Here is a 17,468-nt window from a genome sequence, read left to right on the forward strand (position 1 = left end):
GTGTTTCATTTTGTTCTGTACTTCGTTCCTGCGTTTCCGACTCTATCAGACTCTTTCGTGTCCGATTCCCCGTCGGAGCGGGGTTCGCTTTCCAGATCTTCGCTTTCGCGCTTTCCCTTTCCAGCGGCTCCGACTCTATCAGATCCTTTCGGGCCTGATTCCCAGTCAGCGGGGCTTGTCCTCCCGGCCCTGCGGCCGTTCCGACGTCCCAAACCTTAGCGGATTCCGCAGGTGACTCATAATCGAGTCTTCGAAATGAATTTCGGCATGCCGAAATTCGTCCCGGCCAGGGGATCATGCTGTGTTGTGGGTGCCGCTACTGCGGCGGAGTGGCTGTCGCGGAACCGTACCGACCCCGTGACAACTCGAAGAACCTTACGGACCGGCCGGGGGCGTGTCAAACCGCTGGCGCCCCCTCCGCCGAGCCTCCGCCAACCCTCTGCCGACGCTCCGTCAATCCAGATCGGTCAGGCGTCCACCGGCGTCCGGCTGGGCGTGTTCCACGCGGCGGAGGAGGCGGATCAGCATTTCTCCGAGCACCCCGCGTTCGTCGCCCGTGAGGTCCTGGAGCAGTTCCTCCTCGAAGTCCGAGGCCATCCGCATCGCCGCGAGCCACTTCGTACGGCCCTCGTCGGTCAGCTCCACGATCACGCGGACCCGGTTCGTCTCGTCGCGGTCGCGCGTCACCAGGCCCTCGCCCGCCATGCGGTCGATGCGGTGCGTCATCGCGGCCGGGGTGAGGCCCAGGCGCTTCGCGAGTTCGCCGGGGCCCAGGCGGTAGGGGGCTCCCGCGACCACCAGGGTCTTGAGGACTTCCCACTCGGCGTTGCTGATGCCCAGGTCGGCGACCTGTCTGCCGTACGCGACGTTCATACGGCGGTTCAGCCGGCCGAGCGCCGAGACGATCTGCTCCACCTGGGGGTCGAGATCGCGGAACTCCCGCTGATAGGCGGTGATCTGCTCGTCGAGGCTCGGCTCCTGGAGATCCGGCGGGCCGGGTTTCTCGGGGGTGTCGGACATCGGGGCAGTATGCCACGGCCTCTGTTGGCGTTGAAGTCCTTCGCTGTGTACTGTTTAGCTTCTAAGTTTAGCTTTGAAGTCTTCAGGGTTGAGTCCTCAGCCCTTCGACTCCTTGATCTCTTGAGGTAGGTGAGCGTGACCAGGGCGATGGGCGCATCTTCGGCGATGCGCCGGATCCAGACGGGGAACGCGCTGAGCGCGTTCGGACTCGGATTCACGGTTCCGTATCTCTATGTGTACGTGGCTCAGGTGCGGGATCTGGGCGCGAGTACGGCCGGTGCCGTGCTGGCGGTCTTCGCGCTGGCCGCGCTGGTGGTGCTGCCCTTCATCGGGCGGGTGATCGACCGGCGCGGGCCACTGCCCGTCCTGGTGGGCGGCGCTCTCGTCGCCGCCGTCGGGGCGCTCGCCATGGGGCTCTCCGGCAGCGTGCCGGCCGCTGTGGCCGCCGCCGGGCTGCTCGGCGCCGGGACCGCCGTCATGCAGCCCGCGCTGGCCACGATGATCGTCTGGTCCTCCTCGCCCTCGACCCGTACCCGGGCCTTCGCCACCCAGTTCTTCCTGGCCAATCTCGGGCTCGGCGTCGGCGGGCTGATCGGCGGGCAGCTCGTCGACGAGAACCGGCCCGGCAGTTTCACCCTGCTCTTCTCCGTCGAAGCCGTGATGTTCCTCGTCCTGGCGGCGATCGCCGTCACCGTACGGCTGCCCCGCCCCGGTGCCCTGCCCGCTCTGCCCGGCGCCCCGGCGCGGGGGATGCGCGCCCTGCTGAGCCACCGGGCCATGGTGCACCTGTGCCTGCTGGGGTTCGTGCTCTTCTTCGCCTGTTACGGACAGTTCGAGTCGGGGCTGGCGGCGTACGGCACCGAGGCGGCCGGGATCGATCCGTCGACGCTGGGGATCGCGCTGGCCGCCAACACCGCGGTGATCGTGGTCGCGCAGTTCGTCGTCCTGCGGCTGGTCGAGCGGCGCAGGCGCAGCCGGGTGATCGCCGCGGTCGGGCTGATCTGGGCGCTCGCGTGGGTCGTCGCGGGGTACGCGGGGCTCGGGCACGGTGGCCAGACCGTGGCGACGGCCGCGTTCGTCTCGACGTACGCGCTGTTCGGGCTCGGTGAGGCGATGCTGTCGCCGACGGTCGCCCCACTGGTCGCCGATCTCGCGCCCGCCGAGTCCGTAGGTCAGTACAACTCCGCGTTCGCGCTGGTCAAGCAGGTTGCGCTGGCGGTGGGGCCGGCGGTGGGCGGGCCGATGGGCGCCGCGCTGCACGGTCCGTACATCGTGACCTTCGTGCTGTTCTCGCTCGGTATCACCGTGCTGGCCCTGCGGCTGGGGCGGCGGCTCACCCCCGTACAGGATCAGCCGTCGCTCGCGGCGGGTTCGCGGGTCGTGGCGCAGGGTGTGCCCGTCACGGCGGCCCCGCCGCGCGAGGTGGGTGTGGGGTCAGTGCGGCAGGGCGAACTCGCACCAGACGGCCTTGCCGCCCCCGGGGGTACGGCGTGAACCCCAGGACGAGGCGATCGTCGCGATGATGGAGATGCCGCGGCCCGCCTCGTCCGCCGGTTCGGCGCGGCGCCGCCGGGGCAGGTGGTCGTCCCCGTCCGTCACCTCGATGATCAGCCGGCGGTCGGTGCGGCGGAGTCTGAGGCGCATGGGCGGGGTGCCGTGCTGAAGGGAGTTCGCGACCAGTTCACTGGTGGCGAGCACCCCCAGATCGCGTAGTTCGACCGGGAAACGCCAGGAGGAGAGCACGCCTGTCGCGAAGGCGCGGGCGCGCGGGGCGGCCTCGACGCCGCCGAGCAGGTCCAGCGCCGCGTTGTGGAACAGCTCGGCGTCCGCGCCCGTACGGGCGGGGTGCTGGAGGACGAGCACCGCGACGTCGTCGTCATGGTCGTCGGTCACGCCGAGGGAGCGGATCAGCCGGTCGCAGACGACCTGGGGTGAGCCCTGGGCGCCGGACAGGGCACGTTCCAGGGAGGCAACGCCCTCGTCGATGTCCTCACCGCGCCGTTCGACCAGGCCGTCCGTGTAGAGGACGGCGGTGGAGCCGGGCGGGAGGCCGATCGAGCCGGAGGTGTGGAGCCAGCCGCCGGTGCCGAGCGGCGGGCCCGTCGGGTCCTCGGCGCGCTCGACGGAGCCGTCCGCGGCGCGGACCAGGATGGGCAGATGGCCGGCCGAGGCGTAGACGAGGCGGCCCTCGTTGGGGTCGTGGACGGCGTAGACGCAGGTGGCGATCTGGCTGGCGTCGATCTCGGCGGCGAGCCCGTCGAGGAGCTGGAGCACTTCGTGCGGCGGCAGGTCGAGCCGGGCGTAGGCGCGCACGGCCGTACGCAACTGCCCCATGACGGCGGCGGCACGCACCCCGCGGCCCATCACGTCACCGATGACCAGGGCGGTGCGGCCGGCGCCGAGGGTGATCACGTCGTACCAGTCGCCGCCGACCGCCGCGTCCTCGCCGCCGGGCCGGTAGGTGGCGGCGACGCGCAGGTCGTCGGGTTGTTCCAGCTCCTGCGGGAGCAGTGAGCGCTGGAGGGTGACGACGGTACGGCGGTGGCGCTGCTCGCTGGTGCGCAGCCGCTCGGCCGCCTCGGCGTGGTCGGTGACGTCGGCGGCGTGGAGAAGGATGCCCGCGGTGCCCTGGCAGGTGACGGGGGTGCAGGTGACCGTGTAGGAGCCCTCCGTACGGTCGGCGCGCTCCGTACGGTCCGTGCGGTCGCCGCCAGGCCGGTGGCTCTGCGCCTTGCGGGACTTGACGGTGCGTGACGTGCCGCTGCGCCGGACCTGGTCGAGGAGCGGGAGCAGGCCCAGCTCCGCCAGCTCGGGGCAGCTCTCGGCCGCCGTGGCGCCCGGGGTGCGCGGGCCGAACGTCGCCGTGTAGGCGCCGTTCACGTACGCCACGCGGTGGTCGGGGCCGTACACCAGGGCGACCAGGGCGGGCAGTTCGCCGAGGATCTCCCGTACGGACAGCTCTTCGAGGGAGGGGATGGACGGGAGCGGAGGGAGGTCTGCCGCGGACTCGGACTTCTGTTCGTACTCACCACGGGCCGCCGGCACGGAACCGCGGTCCGTCCGCGCGGCGGCGCGGCGCTGTGTACCGGGGAGCCGGGCGCTCCAACGCGTGAAGTTCACGGATTCTCTGGCCTCATGGTGTCGTGTGTCGTGCTGTTGGTCGGGGCCGGGCGGCAGGGCTGTCGGCGGCGGGCGGGCGGTCTGCGGTCGGCGGGGCAGGGCGGTAGGACGGCGGGCGGTCGGGCCGGTTCACTCTGTGCAGATGTGAGCCCACCTATGGTCACACGTCCAGTGTGACCGACCGCACGGAGAGGTACGCACGGTGACGGGGGCGGCCGGGATCTCCGGGGTCGCCGGGGTCCTCCGCAGTCCGCCGGGGTCTCCGGCCTCACGCCTTCCCGGGTCCCCGCGGGCCCTCGGTCCCCTCCGAACGGTCGCTTCCTCCAGTTCCTCCGGAACGGTCGGTTCCTTTGGAACGGCCGGCGCCGTGGGCTCGTTCGCCGCCTGCGGCCAGTTCGAATTCGGCGCGCGGGTGTTCCAGCGAGCCGAGGGAGACGATCTCCCGTTTGAAGAGCCCGGACAGGGTCCATTCCGCGAGGACGCGGGCCTTCCTGTTGAAGGTGGGAACGCGGCTGAGGTGGTACACGCGGTGCATCAGCCAGGCCGGATAGCCCTTGAGCTTCCGGCCGTAGACGTGCGCCACGCCCTTGTGGAGACCGAGCGAGGCGACCGATCCCGCGTAGGCGTGACGGTAGTCCCGGAGAGGTGCGCCGCGCAGGGAAGCGAGGATGTTCTCCGCGAGAACTCTGGCCTGCCGTACGGCGTGCTGCGCGTTGGGCGCGCACTCCTTCCCCGGTTCGTCCGAGGTCAGATCGGGTACGGCGGCGGCGTCACCGGCCGCCCAGGCGTGTTCGGTGCCGTCGACGGCGAGTTGCGCGGTGCAGCGGAGCCTGCCGCGCCCGTCGAGCGGCAGGTCGGTGGCGGCGAGGACGGGGTGCGGTTTGACGCCCGCGGTCCACACGACCGTACGGGTGGGGAAGCGGGCGCCGTCGCTGAGGACGGCGACGCGGCCTTCGCAGGAGTCCAGACGGGTGTCGAGCCGTACGTCGATGTTGCGGGCGCGCAGCTCCCGTACGGCGTACTTGCCCATCACGTCGCCGACCTCGGGGAGGATCCGGCCGGTGGCCTCGACGAGGATCCACTTCATGTCGTCGGCCTTGATGTTGTGGTAGTACCGCGAGGCGTAGCGGGCCATGTCCTCCAGCTCGGCGAGTGCCTCGACGCCCGCGTAACCACCGCCGACGAAGACGAAGGTGAGGGCGGCGTCGCGGATCGCGGGGTCGCGGGTGGAGGAGGCGATGTCCATCTGTTCGATGACGTGGTTGCGCAGGCCGATGGACTCCTCGACGGTCTTGAAACCGATGCCGTGCTCGGCGAGTCCGGGGACGGGGAGGGTGCGGGAGATGGAGCCGGGGGCGAGGACGAGTTCGTCGTACGTGAGGTCGACGGTGCCGGTGTGCTCCTCCTCGGTGGCGAGGGTGCGCAGGGTCGCGGTGCGCTTGGCGTGGTTGATGGCGGTGGCCTGGCCGATGAGGATCCTGCACTGGTCGAGCACGCGGCGGAGCGGGACCACGACGTGGCGGGGCGAGATGTTGCCGGCGGCGGCCTCGGGGAGGAACGGCTGATAGGTCATGTAGGGGTCGGGCGACACCACGACGATCTCGGCCTCACCGCTCTTCAGCCGCTGCTTCAGCTTCCGCTGGAGCCGCAGGGCGGTGTACATGCCGACGTAGCCGCCGCCGATCACCAGCACGCGGACCTTGGGCGGACGTGCCTCGGGCGGCGGTGCCTCGGACGCGGGTGCGGGGGTCGTTCCCCGGGAGATCTCAGCCGTCACCTTCCCATGACGCACCCGGCTTCGTTGTTTGTCCACAGGCGCGACGCATTGTATGACCGGAGAACATCTGCGGGTCCCGCCGGCCGCAGGCGGACGTCGGCGCGGTGACGGGCGGAGGCGCGCAGGTCAGCGGGGGCGCGGCGGGTGAGGGGCGGGGGACGAATCAGGCATGTTCCGGTCCTTGCGCCGATCGGGGGGCGCTCCGTGCGGAACTACCCTCTTCTGAATTGCCCCGGGCTCAACTATGTTCGTACCTCGTCGGGGTGTCCGGCCGGTGACCGGACCGGGAACCCGGCAGCCAGGCGGGGAGTCTCCGGGGGGAGACATCATTACCGGGGGAACGCTTATGCACATTCAGGATTCTCATTGGCAGGCTGCCGTCGTCACGGAGGGTGACGGACGGGTGGCCGACGAGGGACGACTGGGAGCGGTGGGGGTCGGTGGCGCAGGTCGTGCCGCGCCTCTCCGCGTGGACGCACAGCGCAATCTGGAGCACGTACTGCGCGCGGCTCGTGAGGTGTTCGGCGAGCTGGGGTACGGGGCTCCGATGGAGGACGTGGCGCGGCGCGCCCGGGTCGGGGTCGGTACGGTCTACCGGCGGTTCCCGAGCAAGGACGTGCTGGTCAGGCGAATAGCCGAGGAGGAGACCTCCCGGCTGACCGACCAGGCGCGTACGGCGCTGGGCCAGGAGGACGAGCCGTGGTCCGCGCTCTCCCGCTTCCTGCGCACCTCGGTGGCGTCGGGCGCGGGCCGGCTGCTGCCCCCGCAGGTGCTGCGGGTCGGGACAGACGTGGACGGCGCGGTCCACGTGGCGGCCGGGCGGGTCGAAGGGTCGGACGAGGTGCGGGTGCCGCAGCAGCGGCAGGCGGGCCAGCCCGATCTGCGGGTCGTGGGTTCGCGGCACTCGTCGGCCTCGGTCCCGGCGTCGGCTTCGGCCGCCGCCTCGGTCGATGGTCTGGACGACCCGGGCGTCGTCGCACTGCTCGATGTCGTGGGGCAGTTGGTCGAGCGGGCGCGGGCGGCGGGTGAGCTGCGCGGTGATGTGACCGTGGGGGACGTCCTGTTGGTGATCGCGACGGCGGCGCCCACGCTGCCGGACGCGGTGCAGCAGGCGGCGGCTTCGGCGCGGCTGCTGGACATCCTGCTGGAGGGTCTGCGGTCCCGGCCCGTGTAGCGCGGTGCCGTGGCCGCGTGCTGCTCGCGCGGCGGGGCCGGTGCGCCTCGGCGTACCGGCCCTTTCGAACTGGCATGCCGTTGAAGGGCATTGATCTTTCCCCGAACGGGTGAAGGTTAAAGCAGCCATCGGGGAAAGCCCCTCGGACGAGTGGTGCGGGGCGCGAAGCCCTGGGTCCGGCGTGGCGCGCTGTGGCACGCTGGCCCGGTGTTTGGGTCAGAAGCGGTGCGTACGGGGTGCGTACGGGGGCTTCCGCGATGAGCGGGGACGGACGGGACGAGCCGCTGGACGGCAGTGCCGCCGACGATGCCGACCGTACCGCCGGTGGTGCCGGTGACGGCACGGGATCCGACGATTTGGCGTCTTCTCGCCAGGTACCGAACCAGGGCGGGCCCAAGGAGCCTTCCGCCGGGCCCGGTGGTGCGGGTGGTCCAGGCGTTCCGGGTGGCGCGGGTGGTCCGGGTGGTCCGGGCGCGGCAGGTGTTCCCGGTCAGGGCGGTCCATTGGGGCCGCTGGGGCCCTCGGGGTTCCCCGGGCCGGTCGTACCGCATCCCTCGGCCGGCGCGGCCGGGCGGGTCGCCCAGGGCCGGTTCGGCGAGCCGGACGGCGGTGTGCCCACCCAGCGCGAGCGCACCGACGGGGCGTCGGCCCCCGGGGCACCCGGGCGGCCGGCGGCACCGGGGCGGCCGGGCGGGACAGGCGAGCCGGGCCGGGGCGAGCTGCCGCCCTCGGACGCCGATCTGATCCAGCGGATGCGCGAAGGCGACGACAGCGCGTACGAGGAGCTGTTCCGCCGCCACTCGGAGCCGGTGCGCCGGTACGCCCGTACCTGCTGCCGCGACGCGTACACCGCGGACGACCTGACGGCCGAGGTGTTCGCCCGTACGCTCCAGGCGGTACGGGGCGGCGCCGGACCCGAGCAGGCGGTCCGCGCCTATCTGCTGACGACCGTACGGAGGGTCGCCGCGTCCTGGACGAAGTCCGCGAAGCGCGAGCAACTGGTGGACGACTTCGCGGTGTTCGCCGCGCAGGCCACCCGTGTCTCCGAGGTCTCGGCGGAGGACACCCTCGATCTGGGGGCGGACGTCCGGGCGATGCACGAGGCCGAGCAGTCCATGGCCATGCAGGCGTTCCGCAGTCTGCCGGAGCGCTGGCAGGCCGTCCTGTGGCACACCACGGTCGAGGAGGAGTCGCCGAGCGAGATCGCGCCGCTCTTCGGGCTGACCGCCAACGCCACGGCCGTACTGGCCAGTCGGGCGCGCGAGGGCCTCAAGCAGGCGTATCTCCAGGCGCATGTCAGCTCGGCGCTGACGGCGGAGGGCGACTGCGCGCGGTACGCCGACCGGCTCGGCGCGTATGCCCGGGGCGGGCTGCGCATGCGCGCCGAGCGCGGGCTGCGCAAGCACCTGGAGGAGTGCGCGAAGTGCCGCCTCGTGGCGGGTGAGCTGGCGCAGGTCAACGCGGTGATCCCGGCGGCGGTGCTGCCGGTCGCGGTGATCGGCTGGTTCGCGGCGGGGTACTCGCTCAAGGCGGCCGGGGTCGTGGCGGGCGGAGCCGCGGGAGCGGCGGGTGCGGGCGCCGCCGCGGCGGCGGGCGGAGCCGCGGGCGGGGCTTCCGGCGGATCGGCGGGTGCGGGAGCCGGCGGTGCGGGAGCCGCGTCCGAGGGGCTGGGCGCCCCGGCGAAGGCAGGGATCGCCGGGCTGCTGGTGGTCGCCGCCGCCGGCCTGGTGTACGCGCTGACGGGCAGCAACCCCCAGCCCGACGCCAAACCCCGGGAGAAACCGCCGGTCGCGCAGCCGCTCGTACCGCAGGTGCCGGTCCCGTCGTCCGCACCGGCCACGCCCCCGGAGCCGCCCCCGACCCCGGCTCCGGCTCCGCCCACGACGCCGACGCCGTCCCCGACCCCGAGAAAAACCACCCCGGCGCCCAAGCCCACCCCGGCGCCCACGAAGCCCGCGCCGACCCCGGGCCGTACCACCCCCGAACCCACGCCCACGCCCCCACCGGAGCCGACCTCCCGGCCGGAACCGCCGCCGCCCGCGCCCGCCGACTATCAGGTGAACGAGTTGTCGTACAGCCTCCTCGGCGACGGCGAGAAGCCCGAGGTGCGGCTCGCGGAGAGCGGCTGGCTCTGGCAGCGGTCGAGCGTGTCCATCGGCGGCACGCGCTACGCCCACGGCGTCAGCATGCACGCCGCGTCCACGGTGACCATCGACCTCAACCGGAGCTGTTCCACGTACGCGGCGCTGGTCGGCGTGGACGACCTGACGCTCGGCCAGGGCTCCGTGCGCTTCTCCCTGTACGGGGACGGCACCCGTCTCTGGCGCTCCCCCGTACTGAACGGCGGCGACGCGGCCGTCCCCGTACAGGTGGGCATCTCCGGACAGCGCACCATCCGCCTGGTCGTGGAACCGCACACCCCCTTCGGCGCCGTCGCCGTCGCGGACTGGGCACGGTCCCGCATCAGTTGCCGCTGAGCCCCGGGGCGAGAAGCAGGCGTACGCCGGTCCGTACGGTGTCCCAGTCGGTACCCGGCTCGCGGTCGCGCGCCCGCCGCAACCTAGCGGGGTCAGGCCGAAGGGATGCGGATGACGGGATCGACAGGGCTCACCGGCCCAGTCTCCCAGCCGGACGCACCCGCCGGCGGTCGCCGGGACGAGCGACGAGCGTCGAGCGAACCGTGGCGAGCGAACGATGGCGAGCGATACCGACCGGGTTTGATCGAACCCTGTTGCACTTTCATGGGTGATGGACACGTAAGGGCAGACGCGAGGAAAGGACGCCATGCCCATCCATACCGAAGCCCAGTTCACCGAGGTGTACCGGGCCCACTACGAGGACCTGTTGCGCTTCGTACGCCGCCGCGCCCACCCGATGAATGTCGACGACATCGTCGGGGAGACGTTCCTCGCCGCGTGGCGCCGCCGGAGCGAGCTGCCCGAGGATCCTCGCCCGTGGCTGTTCCGTACGGCACGCAACGCCATGCTGAACGCGCAGCGCGGCATGCGCCGCCGGTCCGCGCTCGTGGTGCACATCCAGCAGTCGTCCGACTCCGCCGCCGAGCGGGTCACGTCCGACGTGTCAGACCAGGTGGACAGCCGGCTCGAACTCGGCGCCGCCTGGCAGGAACTCGCCCCGGGGGACCAGGAAGTGCTCGCCCTGCATGTCTGGGAGGAGCTCTCCGCCCGGGACGCGGCGAAGGTCCTCGGCTGCACCCGCGCCGCCTACGCCATGCGGCTCACCCGGGCCAAGCGCCGTCTGGCCGCGCGCCTCACCGCCGGCACCGCCGTTTCGCCCGCCCTCGCCCTGACCCGCTGACTGGAGCCGACCATGACCAACGACCTTCTCTCCCGTCTGGCCAAGCTGGACGCCGCCCCCCGTACCGAACCGTCCGCCGCCGAGATCGACCGCGAGGAGACTCTGCTGCGCTCCGTGCTGAGCGACGCCGAGCGCCCCACCCGGTCGGTCGGCACCACATTCCGCCGCCCGCTCATTCGGCGCGCGGTGTTCACGCTGGCCGGCGGACTCGCCGCGGGCGTGGCCTTCGTTGCGGTGACGGGCGGCCTGCCCGGCGTCGGCGGCGCCGGACCGCTGCCGTCGTCGGAACTGGCGAGCTGGACACCCACCCCGAACGCCCTGGACATCTCCGCCGGCAAGGGCTCCGCCGCCGAGAAGGCGTGCCTGGACACGGTGGGGCAGCACCCCGGCAAGGGGTCCCCCTCGATCGTCAATGCCGATGTACGCGGCAAGGTCGCCTCCATGATCGTCATGTGGGGCGACGAGGAGGCGTCGTACTGCCTGGCCGCCTCGGACGGCACCGGCATCTCGATGGCCATCGACCCGACCGCCGAGGTCGGCGCCGGTGCCATCACCCTGGACACGCTGGGCGCCCGCGGCAGCGACGCCGGCGAGTTCAACTACGCGCTCGGCTCGGTGGGCTCCGACGTCAAGGACGTCACCGTGCGCGACTCCGGAAAGACCGTCCACGCCACGGTGCAGGACGGCCGGTGGACCGCCTGGTGGCCGGACGGCAACCCGGACGGCCTGATCACCGGCACCCTCACGCTCACCCTCACGGACGGTACGAACCGGACGGTCACGGGCGACGAGCTGATGGACCAGCGTCCTGAATGATCGGAGCGGTTGACTCCACCGCCGGCGCGCGGCGCGGTCGCTTTCGGCGAATGCCGGGCCACCGCGTCGCCGCCGGGGCGATCCGGCCGTAGCGGGTTGCCTGTCGCTCCGTCTCGGACTCGGAACGACTCACACGGCCCGCCCCGGCGGGGCACGATCAGCCCACCACGCCGGTCCCCCAGATGGAAAGCGTGCCGTCGAAGTTCTGCACGACGTGGCCCAGCAGGACGCGCTCCTCGTCACGGGCCCATTCGAGGTAGGCCCGCTCCGCGAGCGAACCCGCCGGGATCTCGACGCGGAGCCTGTCGGCGAGCGCGACCATGAGCGGGAGCAACCCGTCCATGAGCTGCATCATGCCCACGTGGGTCGACCTGCCCCGCCGCTGGAGGGCCAGGGTGACGAACTCCCCGTACGCCTGCGGGTCGATCTTGACCCAGTCGCCGGAGACATCGTCCAGGCCCGTCTCCACCCGGAGGATCCGCCGGCCCAGGGCATCGACTCCGCCCATGAACAACTGGCCGACGGCCAGCGCGGGTTCCCAGACATCTTCGTCGGTTTCGGTGACGGTGAATATGTAGCTCATCATTGCCACCTTATGCGGGCGTCCGCGTCGCCCTCGACGTATTTTCGGGCCCCGGTATTCCGCGACCTTCCTCATTCCCCGAACCTGCACCCGGTCCAGGCGCCCGACACAAGACCGGTGCCGTCCGCAACCCCTGCCGAATCCCTGCCGAAGCCCACAGAGACCTACTGGAACATTTCGCCATATCCGTACGTGGGAAGGTCGCCGGTTCCCATCACCCGAAATCCCTGGCCGGCATTGTCCAGGATCTTACTGCCGTGTTCCCCGTCGGCCACCCACTCCACCTCGACCGTGAACCGGATGTCCCGCTCACCGGGACGCAGTTGGAGGGTGAGCTGTTCCGGGTCGCTGTCAGCGACCTTGAACGGGAAGTCGACCACTTCATCCCCCTTGGCAGGGGCCGCCGGACGGACCGGCACCGGCGTCTTGGCGAGGCTCACGTCGAAGCGGCGCGGCGTCATCCCGCCTCCGCACTCCCCGTAGACGACGAATCCTGAACTCGGGACCGCTCTGTTGGACAGAACCTTGACCTTCACGCCGGTGACGACGACGGCCTGTGAGGTCTTTGCCTGCAACGTCAAAGACAGCTCAGCGGGAAAACCGCTCTTGTCACTGACCCGGACCCCCTGAGCGTATGCGGCGTCCACGTCCTTTCGAACATCGGCTTTCGGCATATCGATATATCGGGGGCAACTGTAAGGACGGTCCGCGTAGACCGTTATTCCAGACGGTCCGTTGATCTTGGTCCAAATCCAGTCCCAGCCGCCGAGCACCATGGCGGGAATCAGGGCTGCGATGACCGCGAAGACAACGGCTGTCCACTGGGCCCTGTTCCGCAGCGGCGACGGTACGCGCGGCGGATTCGGCGGCATCGGGGGTACGGCGGGCGTCCCTGGGGTGTTACGGGCCGACGGCTGCCCTGATCCGTCACCCTGTGGCCCCGGCGTACCTGTGCTCGCGGACATCGCCGCCTCCCCCGCAGCTCGAACACCGACTTGTCGCGACCCACCTTCGCCTCGGGTTCCAGGAACAGGTCCCCGGCAGGAGTGTCCACGTAAATCAGCTCCGGGTCCGCCGGATCCGGAAAATCCATGGGTACGAAGCTGTCGGCCCTGCCCGCATGTGCCCCCTTGGCAAAGGGGATCACCTGGATATTCGAGCCGAGCTGGACCGGGCTCCGGGCCGAACGGGGCGCCGCGGGCCCGCCCCCTCCCTGATCCGATGGTCGCGGTTCCGCGACGCGCCTACGACCGCAGCGTCGGGCGGGGGACCACGCCGCCCGCGACCGCGCGTTGGCGCGGGGCCGCCGTGCCTGTCCAGCAGGTGCCCCGGCGGGAGAGGAGCCGGCGCAGCCAGAGTTCCGTGGAGACCAGGTCCGCTATGCCGTCCAGCGGGACCGGTTCGCCCTCGGCCGCCGCGCGCAGGGCCTTGCGGACGACGCGGGCCTCCACCAGGCCCGCGTCGGCGAGGAGGGGGGCGTCGAAGAGGGTGATCAGGTCGCCGATGGAGGCGCGCAGGCCGACCCGGGTGGCCGCCGCCGAGCCCGCGCGGGAGGTGGCGCCCCAGCCCGGGGGGAGGTCGTGGATGCCTGTGCCTGCCAGGACCGTGCGGAGGATCTCGGCGCGGGCGCCCGGCTGGACCCGTAGCGCTTCGGGGAGTTCGCGGCAGGCCCGTACGACCTGGTTGTCGAGGAAGGGCGCGTGCAGCCGCTGGCTGCGGATCTCGCCCGCCTGCTCGAAGACCCGGTGGTCGGCGGCGAAGCGGGCGAGGGCGGCGCGGGCGCGGGCCTCGCCGGGGCGCTGGACGGAGGTGGGGCGGGTCGCGCCGGAGAGCAGGCGTACCGATACTTCGGCCAGCGCCTCCCCCGTCAGCCAGCGGGCGGCGGGCCCCGGCCGTGACCAGGTGAGCGCGGCCAGCGAGGCGCCCAGCGGGCCGTTCGACGCGGCGGACAGGAGCGCCCGGTTCGCCTCGGGGAGCCGGGCGGCCGCCTCTTCGAGGCCGGTGCGGTAGGGCGTACGGGCCAGTCTGCGCGCCGCCCGGTAGACGGTCACCGGGATGAACAGCGAGGCGGGCGACGGGCCTTCGGCTCTGGCCAGTGCGGTGACCGGGTGCAGGAGGTGGCGTCTGCGCCGGTCCAGGAGCAGGTCGGCCAGGCGCGCCGGGTGCGCGTCGAGGACCTCGCGGGCGCCCGCGCCGGTGAAGTGGTCGGCGCTGCCCGCGGCGAGGCGCCGCCGGTGGCGTTCCGCCGCGACCAGGGAGGGGCCGGGCTCGTCGGTGAGCGGGCCTTCCAGCTCGGCGTAGGGCAGGGCCTCCTCGCCCGCCGCGACGACCACGTGGTGCAGCCGGGGGTTGGCGGCGATGGCCCTGGCCCGCTCCAGTTCGGCCTCGTCCCGGCCCGCCGTGGACAGGTCGTTGAAGGTGACGGCGAGCAGCCGTTCCCCCGCGCCGGTGCCGTGCCCGAGGATCGTGCCGGGCGCGCCGGGCAGCCCGGCGGCGAGCAGCGCGAGGGTGCCGGAGGCGCTCCCGCCGGACAGGTCGGCGCCGATGCCGGGGACGGGCCCGGCGCCCCCGCGCGCGGCGCGCCGGTCGGCGGGGCCCATGCCGGGGACGGGCCCGGGGTCCTGCGGCAGGGTCTCGGGGGCATGGCGCGGCGCCAGGAGCCGGGCGCGTACGGAGTCGACGAGGGCGTCCCGTACGCCTTCGACGGCCAGGTCCGGATCGCGCTGGGGGCCCGCGACGGCGAGGGAGGCGACGGGTTCGTACCCGGTGATCTCGCGCGACCCCTCGCGCAGGACGAGCGCGTGCCCCGGCGGGATGCGTTTGACGCCTTCGTACGGGGTGGAGTCGCGCAGCGCCTCCGGGGTCTCGGGGCAGGCGAGGAGCGCGGCGAGGTGTCCGATGTCGAGCTGGGCCTCGATGAGGTCGGCGAGCGGCAGGGCGGCGGTGGCGTACGCCGTACCGCTCGCCCAGGGTGTGTAGAAGACGGGGCGCGCCCCGGCCAGGTCGCCGGCGATGGTGATGCGGCGACCGATCTGGGCGACTGCGGTGTAACTCCCGGACCAGGCGGTGAGATGGCGCAGAGCGCCGCCGCGCGCGGCGAACAGGCCGACGCGCAGTTCCTCGTCGGTGGCCCCGCAGCAGCCGAGCACGGCGAGCCGGGTGAAGGGGTCGACGGTGACGACTCGCACTTCGTCGGGGCGCCAGTCGCCGACGGCCCACAGCGGATCCGGGTCACCCCACAGGAGTTGGGAGCCGACCGGGTGGACGCTGCCGCTCTCGGAGTCGCCGACGGGGCCGACCGCCCCGGCCGTACCGAAGCGGGCGGCGATACTGCTCCATCCCACCAACCACCGCATCGCCGCCTCCACGCTTCCACAGCCTGTGGATCAATCGGGCCCGGACCGGGGCCCCTTGGAACCGGGATCGTGCGGTCCCGGGTCCATGATCCCGCGTCGAAGCTCAAGCTGAGAAGCTCGAACCGAAGCCGTTCAGGACCATGCTGCCATGACAACAGCGCACGGGAGGGCCTACGGAAGCGTGCGCGCGAAGGGGAATGCGCCCCTGGCATGGGCCATGTGGCGGAGAAACGGCGCTCTCCCGACCGGCAACTCATGGGCAGCATTCAGCCAATCTCCGAACGCGGCGCGGCGCGGCGCGCGACCCCCGGGCGGGCTCCGGGCGGGCTCCGGCGCCGGCGAACGTTCGGTCCGGGAGGCGGGATTCGCCTCCCGGACCGGTCCACCGCCCGCGGGGATTGGGGCGGCGGTATCCCCCAGCCCACTCGTTCCAGTACGCAGTGGGCCGACCCACGCAGGTCTCATCGAAGCGCCCCCGCTCCCCGGGGGCCAAGAGCGCACGGCCGGGCGCACGCTACACACCCGGAGCACGCGGCGTCTCCCCGGGCCCCTCCGACGGCCTCCGGGACGGACAACAATCCCGCCATCCGGAAGTCCGCCCCTTAACGGTCGGGATGTGGCGAACTACGCTGGGTTTACGAATGCCGCGCGCCTATGCCGCAAAGCGGCGGCCGTCTGTGTGTCGAGGGGTGGCGCATGTCCAGGGAGCTACGCGGGCCGAACGAGAAGCTCGGCACCGTTCTCGCCCTCGCGGGAATCAGCAACGCCGGCCTCGCCCGGCGGGTCAACGACCTCGGGGCGCAGCGCGGTCTGACACTTCGCTACGACAAGACCTCCGTGGCGCGATGGGTCTCGAAGGGGATGGTTCCGCAGGGTGCGGCGCCCCATCTCATCGCGGCAGCCATCGGAGCGAAACTGGGACGTCCTGTCCCACTCCACGAGATAGGGCTCGCGGACGCGGACCCGGCCCCCGAGGTCGGGCTCGCCTTCCCGCGCGACGTCGGGGAGGCGGTGCGCACGGCTACGGAGCTGTACCGGCTGGACCTCGCGGGCCGGCGTGCGGGCAGCGGGGGCATCTGGCAGTCGCTGGCCGGATCCTTCGCAGTGAGCGCTTACGCGACGCCCGCGTCCCGGTGGCTGATAACACCCGCCGACTCCTCGGTCGCCCGTGATCCGGCGGTCGCGGAGGCGGCGCAGGGAGCGCACGGCGGGGGCGGACACGCCGTGCAGGGAGCCTCCGACGCGACCGGTCCTGCCGGGGCCCCCGGCGAGCTGTCGCCCCTGCGTGTGGGCCACAGTGATGTCGCCAAGCTGCGTGAGGCGGCGTCCGACGCCCGCCGCTGGGACTCCAAGTACGGGGGCGGGGACTGGCGTTCGTCGATGGTCCCCGAGTGCCTGCGGGTCGACGCGGCGCCGCTGCTCCTCGGGGCGTACAGCGACGAGGTGGGCCGGGGGCTCTTCGGCGCCACGGCCGAACTGACGAGGCTGGCCGGGTGGATGGCCTTCGACACCGGTCAGCAGGAGGCGGCGCAGCGCTACTACATCCAGGCGTTGCGGCTGGCGCGGGCGGCGGCCGACGTGCCGCTGGGCGGGTACGTGCTGGCGTCGATGTCGCTCCAGGCGACGTACCGGGGCTTCGCCGACGAGGGCGTCGACCTGGCGCAGGCGGCGCTGGAGCGCAACCGGGGGCTGGCCACGGCCCGCACGATGAGCTTCTTCCGGCTGGTGGAGGCGCGGGCGCACGCGAAGGCGGGCGACGCGGTCGCGGCCGGGGCGTCGCTGAAGGCGGCCGAGGGATGGCTGGAGCGCTCCCGGGACGGGGACGCGGATCCGGGGTGGCTGGGTTTCTACTCGTACGACAGGTTCGCGGCCGACGCCGCCGAGTGCTACCGCGATCTGAAGGCACCGCGCCAGGTACGGCAGTTCACGGAGCAGGCGCTCTCCCGGCCGACGGAGGAGTTCGTACGCTCGCACGGTCTGCGGCTGGTGGTGAGCGCGGTCGCCGAGCTGGAGTCGGGCAATCTGGACGCGGCCTGCGCGGCCGGTACCCGGGCGGTGGAGGTCGCCGGGCGGATCTCGTCGGCCCGTACGACGGAGTACGTACGGGATCTGCTGCACCGGCTGGAGCCGTACGGCGACGAGCCCCGGGTGGTCGAGCTGCGGGAGCGGGCCAGGCCGCTGCTGGTGGCGCCCGCGTAGGCCCCGTCGGGCACACCTCGGCGGTGCGGGGAGGCCCCGGTCGCGTTGGTGCCCGCGCGGGGGTTTGAGCACGCCGTCCCCGGGCCAGTGCACTATCGGGGTGGG

13 protein-coding genes are annotated in these 17,468 nt (G+C 72.4%); 6 read left to right on the top strand and 7 right to left on the bottom strand.

What is annotated here, in order from left to right:
- Positions 1-453 precede the first annotated feature (453 nt).
- On the bottom strand, positions 454-1,020 hold the full coding sequence (locus ACIQ7D_RS29085; RefSeq protein WP_403942518.1) for a MarR family winged helix-turn-helix transcriptional regulator: 567 nt from the start codon (positions 1,018-1,020) through the stop codon (positions 454-456).
- Positions 1,021-1,167: 147 nt separating this feature from the next.
- Between ACIQ7D_RS29085 and ACIQ7D_RS29090 the strand changes: the two genes are divergently transcribed.
- Positions 1,168-2,514, top strand: a complete 1,347-nt coding sequence (locus tag ACIQ7D_RS29090) for an MFS transporter (RefSeq protein WP_403942520.1) — start codon at positions 1,168-1,170, stop codon at positions 2,512-2,514.
- Here the strand turns inward: ACIQ7D_RS29090 and ACIQ7D_RS29095 are convergent.
- Both ACIQ7D_RS29095 and ACIQ7D_RS29100 read right to left on the bottom strand, forming a co-directional pair.
- On the bottom strand, positions 2,455-4,140 hold the full coding sequence (locus ACIQ7D_RS29095) for a SpoIIE family protein phosphatase (RefSeq protein WP_403942523.1): 1,686 nt from the start codon (positions 4,138-4,140) through the stop codon (positions 2,455-2,457). The genes ACIQ7D_RS29090 and ACIQ7D_RS29095 overlap by 60 nt on opposite strands.
- Positions 4,141-4,408: 268 nt before the next feature.
- Complete coding sequence (locus tag ACIQ7D_RS29100; RefSeq protein WP_403942753.1) at positions 4,409-5,803, bottom strand: NAD(P)/FAD-dependent oxidoreductase; 1,395 nt, start codon at positions 5,801-5,803, stop codon at positions 4,409-4,411.
- A 460-nt stretch (positions 5,804-6,263) separates the two neighbouring features.
- Here ACIQ7D_RS29100 and ACIQ7D_RS29105 point away from each other — a divergent pair, with 460 nt between their 5' ends.
- The 4 genes from ACIQ7D_RS29105 to ACIQ7D_RS29120 all read left to right on the top strand — a co-directional run bounded on the left by ACIQ7D_RS29105 (position 6,264) and on the right by ACIQ7D_RS29120 (position 11,225).
- Positions 6,264-7,091: a TetR/AcrR family transcriptional regulator gene (locus ACIQ7D_RS29105; RefSeq protein WP_403942526.1), complete on the top strand. Its 828-nt coding sequence runs from the start codon at positions 6,264-6,266 to the stop codon at positions 7,089-7,091.
- Positions 7,092-7,348: 257 nt separating this feature from the next.
- The gene (locus ACIQ7D_RS29110) at positions 7,349-9,568 is read left to right on the top strand and encodes a sigma-70 family RNA polymerase sigma factor (protein WP_403942528.1); all 2,220 of its coding nucleotides are present in this window, start codon (positions 7,349-7,351) and stop codon (positions 9,566-9,568) included.
- Positions 9,569-9,875: 307 nt separating this feature from the next.
- Positions 9,876-10,409 (top strand): RNA polymerase sigma factor, encoded by a 534-nt coding sequence (locus tag ACIQ7D_RS29115; RefSeq protein ID WP_403942530.1) that lies wholly within the window; start codon positions 9,876-9,878, stop codon positions 10,407-10,409.
- Between the two features lie 12 nt (positions 10,410-10,421).
- Positions 10,422-11,225, top strand: a complete 804-nt coding sequence (locus ACIQ7D_RS29120; protein WP_403942533.1) for a hypothetical protein — start codon at positions 10,422-10,424, stop codon at positions 11,223-11,225.
- Positions 11,226-11,382: 157 nt separating this feature from the next.
- On the opposite strand, the gene ACIQ7D_RS29125 is transcribed toward ACIQ7D_RS29120, so the two are convergent.
- The 4 genes from ACIQ7D_RS29125 to ACIQ7D_RS29140 form a co-directional block, all read right to left on the bottom strand.
- On the bottom strand, positions 11,383-11,808 hold the full coding sequence (locus ACIQ7D_RS29125) for a DUF6086 family protein (RefSeq protein WP_403942535.1): 426 nt from the start codon (positions 11,806-11,808) through the stop codon (positions 11,383-11,385).
- 164 nt (positions 11,809-11,972) lie between these two features.
- Entirely contained in the window at positions 11,973-12,680 is a 708-nt protein-coding gene (locus tag ACIQ7D_RS29130; RefSeq protein WP_403942773.1) for a hypothetical protein, read from the bottom strand.
- Positions 12,593-12,955 (bottom strand): Scr1 family TA system antitoxin-like transcriptional regulator, encoded by a 363-nt coding sequence (locus ACIQ7D_RS29135; RefSeq protein ID WP_403942538.1) that lies wholly within the window; start codon positions 12,953-12,955, stop codon positions 12,593-12,595. Before ACIQ7D_RS29135 ends, ACIQ7D_RS29130 begins: the two co-directional genes overlap by 88 nt.
- Positions 12,956-13,052: 97 nt before the next feature.
- Positions 13,053-15,164, bottom strand: coding sequence for an asparagine synthase-related protein (locus ACIQ7D_RS29140; RefSeq protein WP_403942540.1), 2,112 nt, complete (start codon positions 15,162-15,164; stop codon positions 13,053-13,055).
- 696 nt (positions 15,165-15,860) lie between these two features.
- On the opposite strand from ACIQ7D_RS29140, the gene ACIQ7D_RS29145 reads away from it, so the two are divergent.
- On the top strand, positions 15,861-17,363 hold the full coding sequence (locus ACIQ7D_RS29145; RefSeq protein WP_403942542.1) for a sporulation protein: 1,503 nt from the start codon (positions 15,861-15,863) through the stop codon (positions 17,361-17,363).
- Positions 17,364-17,468 lie beyond the last annotated feature (105 nt).

The sequence above is a fragment of the Streptomyces sp. NPDC096310 genome (assembly GCF_044763125.1).
Lineage (GTDB): Bacteria > Actinomycetota > Actinomycetes > Streptomycetales > Streptomycetaceae > Streptomyces.

What these genes read in the sequence shown, in the direction of transcription:
- ACIQ7D_RS29110 (WP_403942528.1), top strand. Translation starts at nt 7,349, where the DNA reads ATGAGCGGGGACGGACGGGACGAGCCGCTGGACGGCAGTGCCGCCGAC.
- ACIQ7D_RS29120 (WP_403942533.1), top strand. Translation starts at nt 10,422, where the DNA reads ATGACCAACGACCTTCTCTCCCGTCTGGCCAAGCTGGACGCCGCCCCC.
- ACIQ7D_RS29130 (WP_403942773.1), bottom strand. Translation starts at nt 12,680, where the DNA reads ATGCCGCCGAATCCGCCGCGCGTACCGTCGCCGCTGCGGAACAGGGCC.
- ACIQ7D_RS29105 (WP_403942526.1), top strand. Translation starts at nt 6,264, where the DNA reads ATGCACATTCAGGATTCTCATTGGCAGGCTGCCGTCGTCACGGAGGGT.
- ACIQ7D_RS29115 (WP_403942530.1), top strand. Translation starts at nt 9,876, where the DNA reads ATGCCCATCCATACCGAAGCCCAGTTCACCGAGGTGTACCGGGCCCAC.
- ACIQ7D_RS29125 (WP_403942535.1), bottom strand. Translation starts at nt 11,808, where the DNA reads ATGAGCTACATATTCACCGTCACCGAAACCGACGAAGATGTCTGGGAA.
- ACIQ7D_RS29100 (WP_403942753.1), bottom strand. Translation starts at nt 5,803, where the DNA reads ATGTACACCGCCCTGCGGCTCCAGCGGAAGCTGAAGCAGCGGCTGAAG.
- ACIQ7D_RS29090 (WP_403942520.1), top strand. Translation starts at nt 1,168, where the DNA reads ATGGGCGCATCTTCGGCGATGCGCCGGATCCAGACGGGGAACGCGCTG.
- ACIQ7D_RS29140 (WP_403942540.1), bottom strand. Translation starts at nt 15,164, where the DNA reads ATGCGGTGGTTGGTGGGATGGAGCAGTATCGCCGCCCGCTTCGGTACG.
- ACIQ7D_RS29085 (WP_403942518.1), bottom strand. Translation starts at nt 1,020, where the DNA reads ATGTCCGACACCCCCGAGAAACCCGGCCCGCCGGATCTCCAGGAGCCG.
- ACIQ7D_RS29145 (WP_403942542.1), top strand. Translation starts at nt 15,861, where the DNA reads ATGTCCAGGGAGCTACGCGGGCCGAACGAGAAGCTCGGCACCGTTCTC.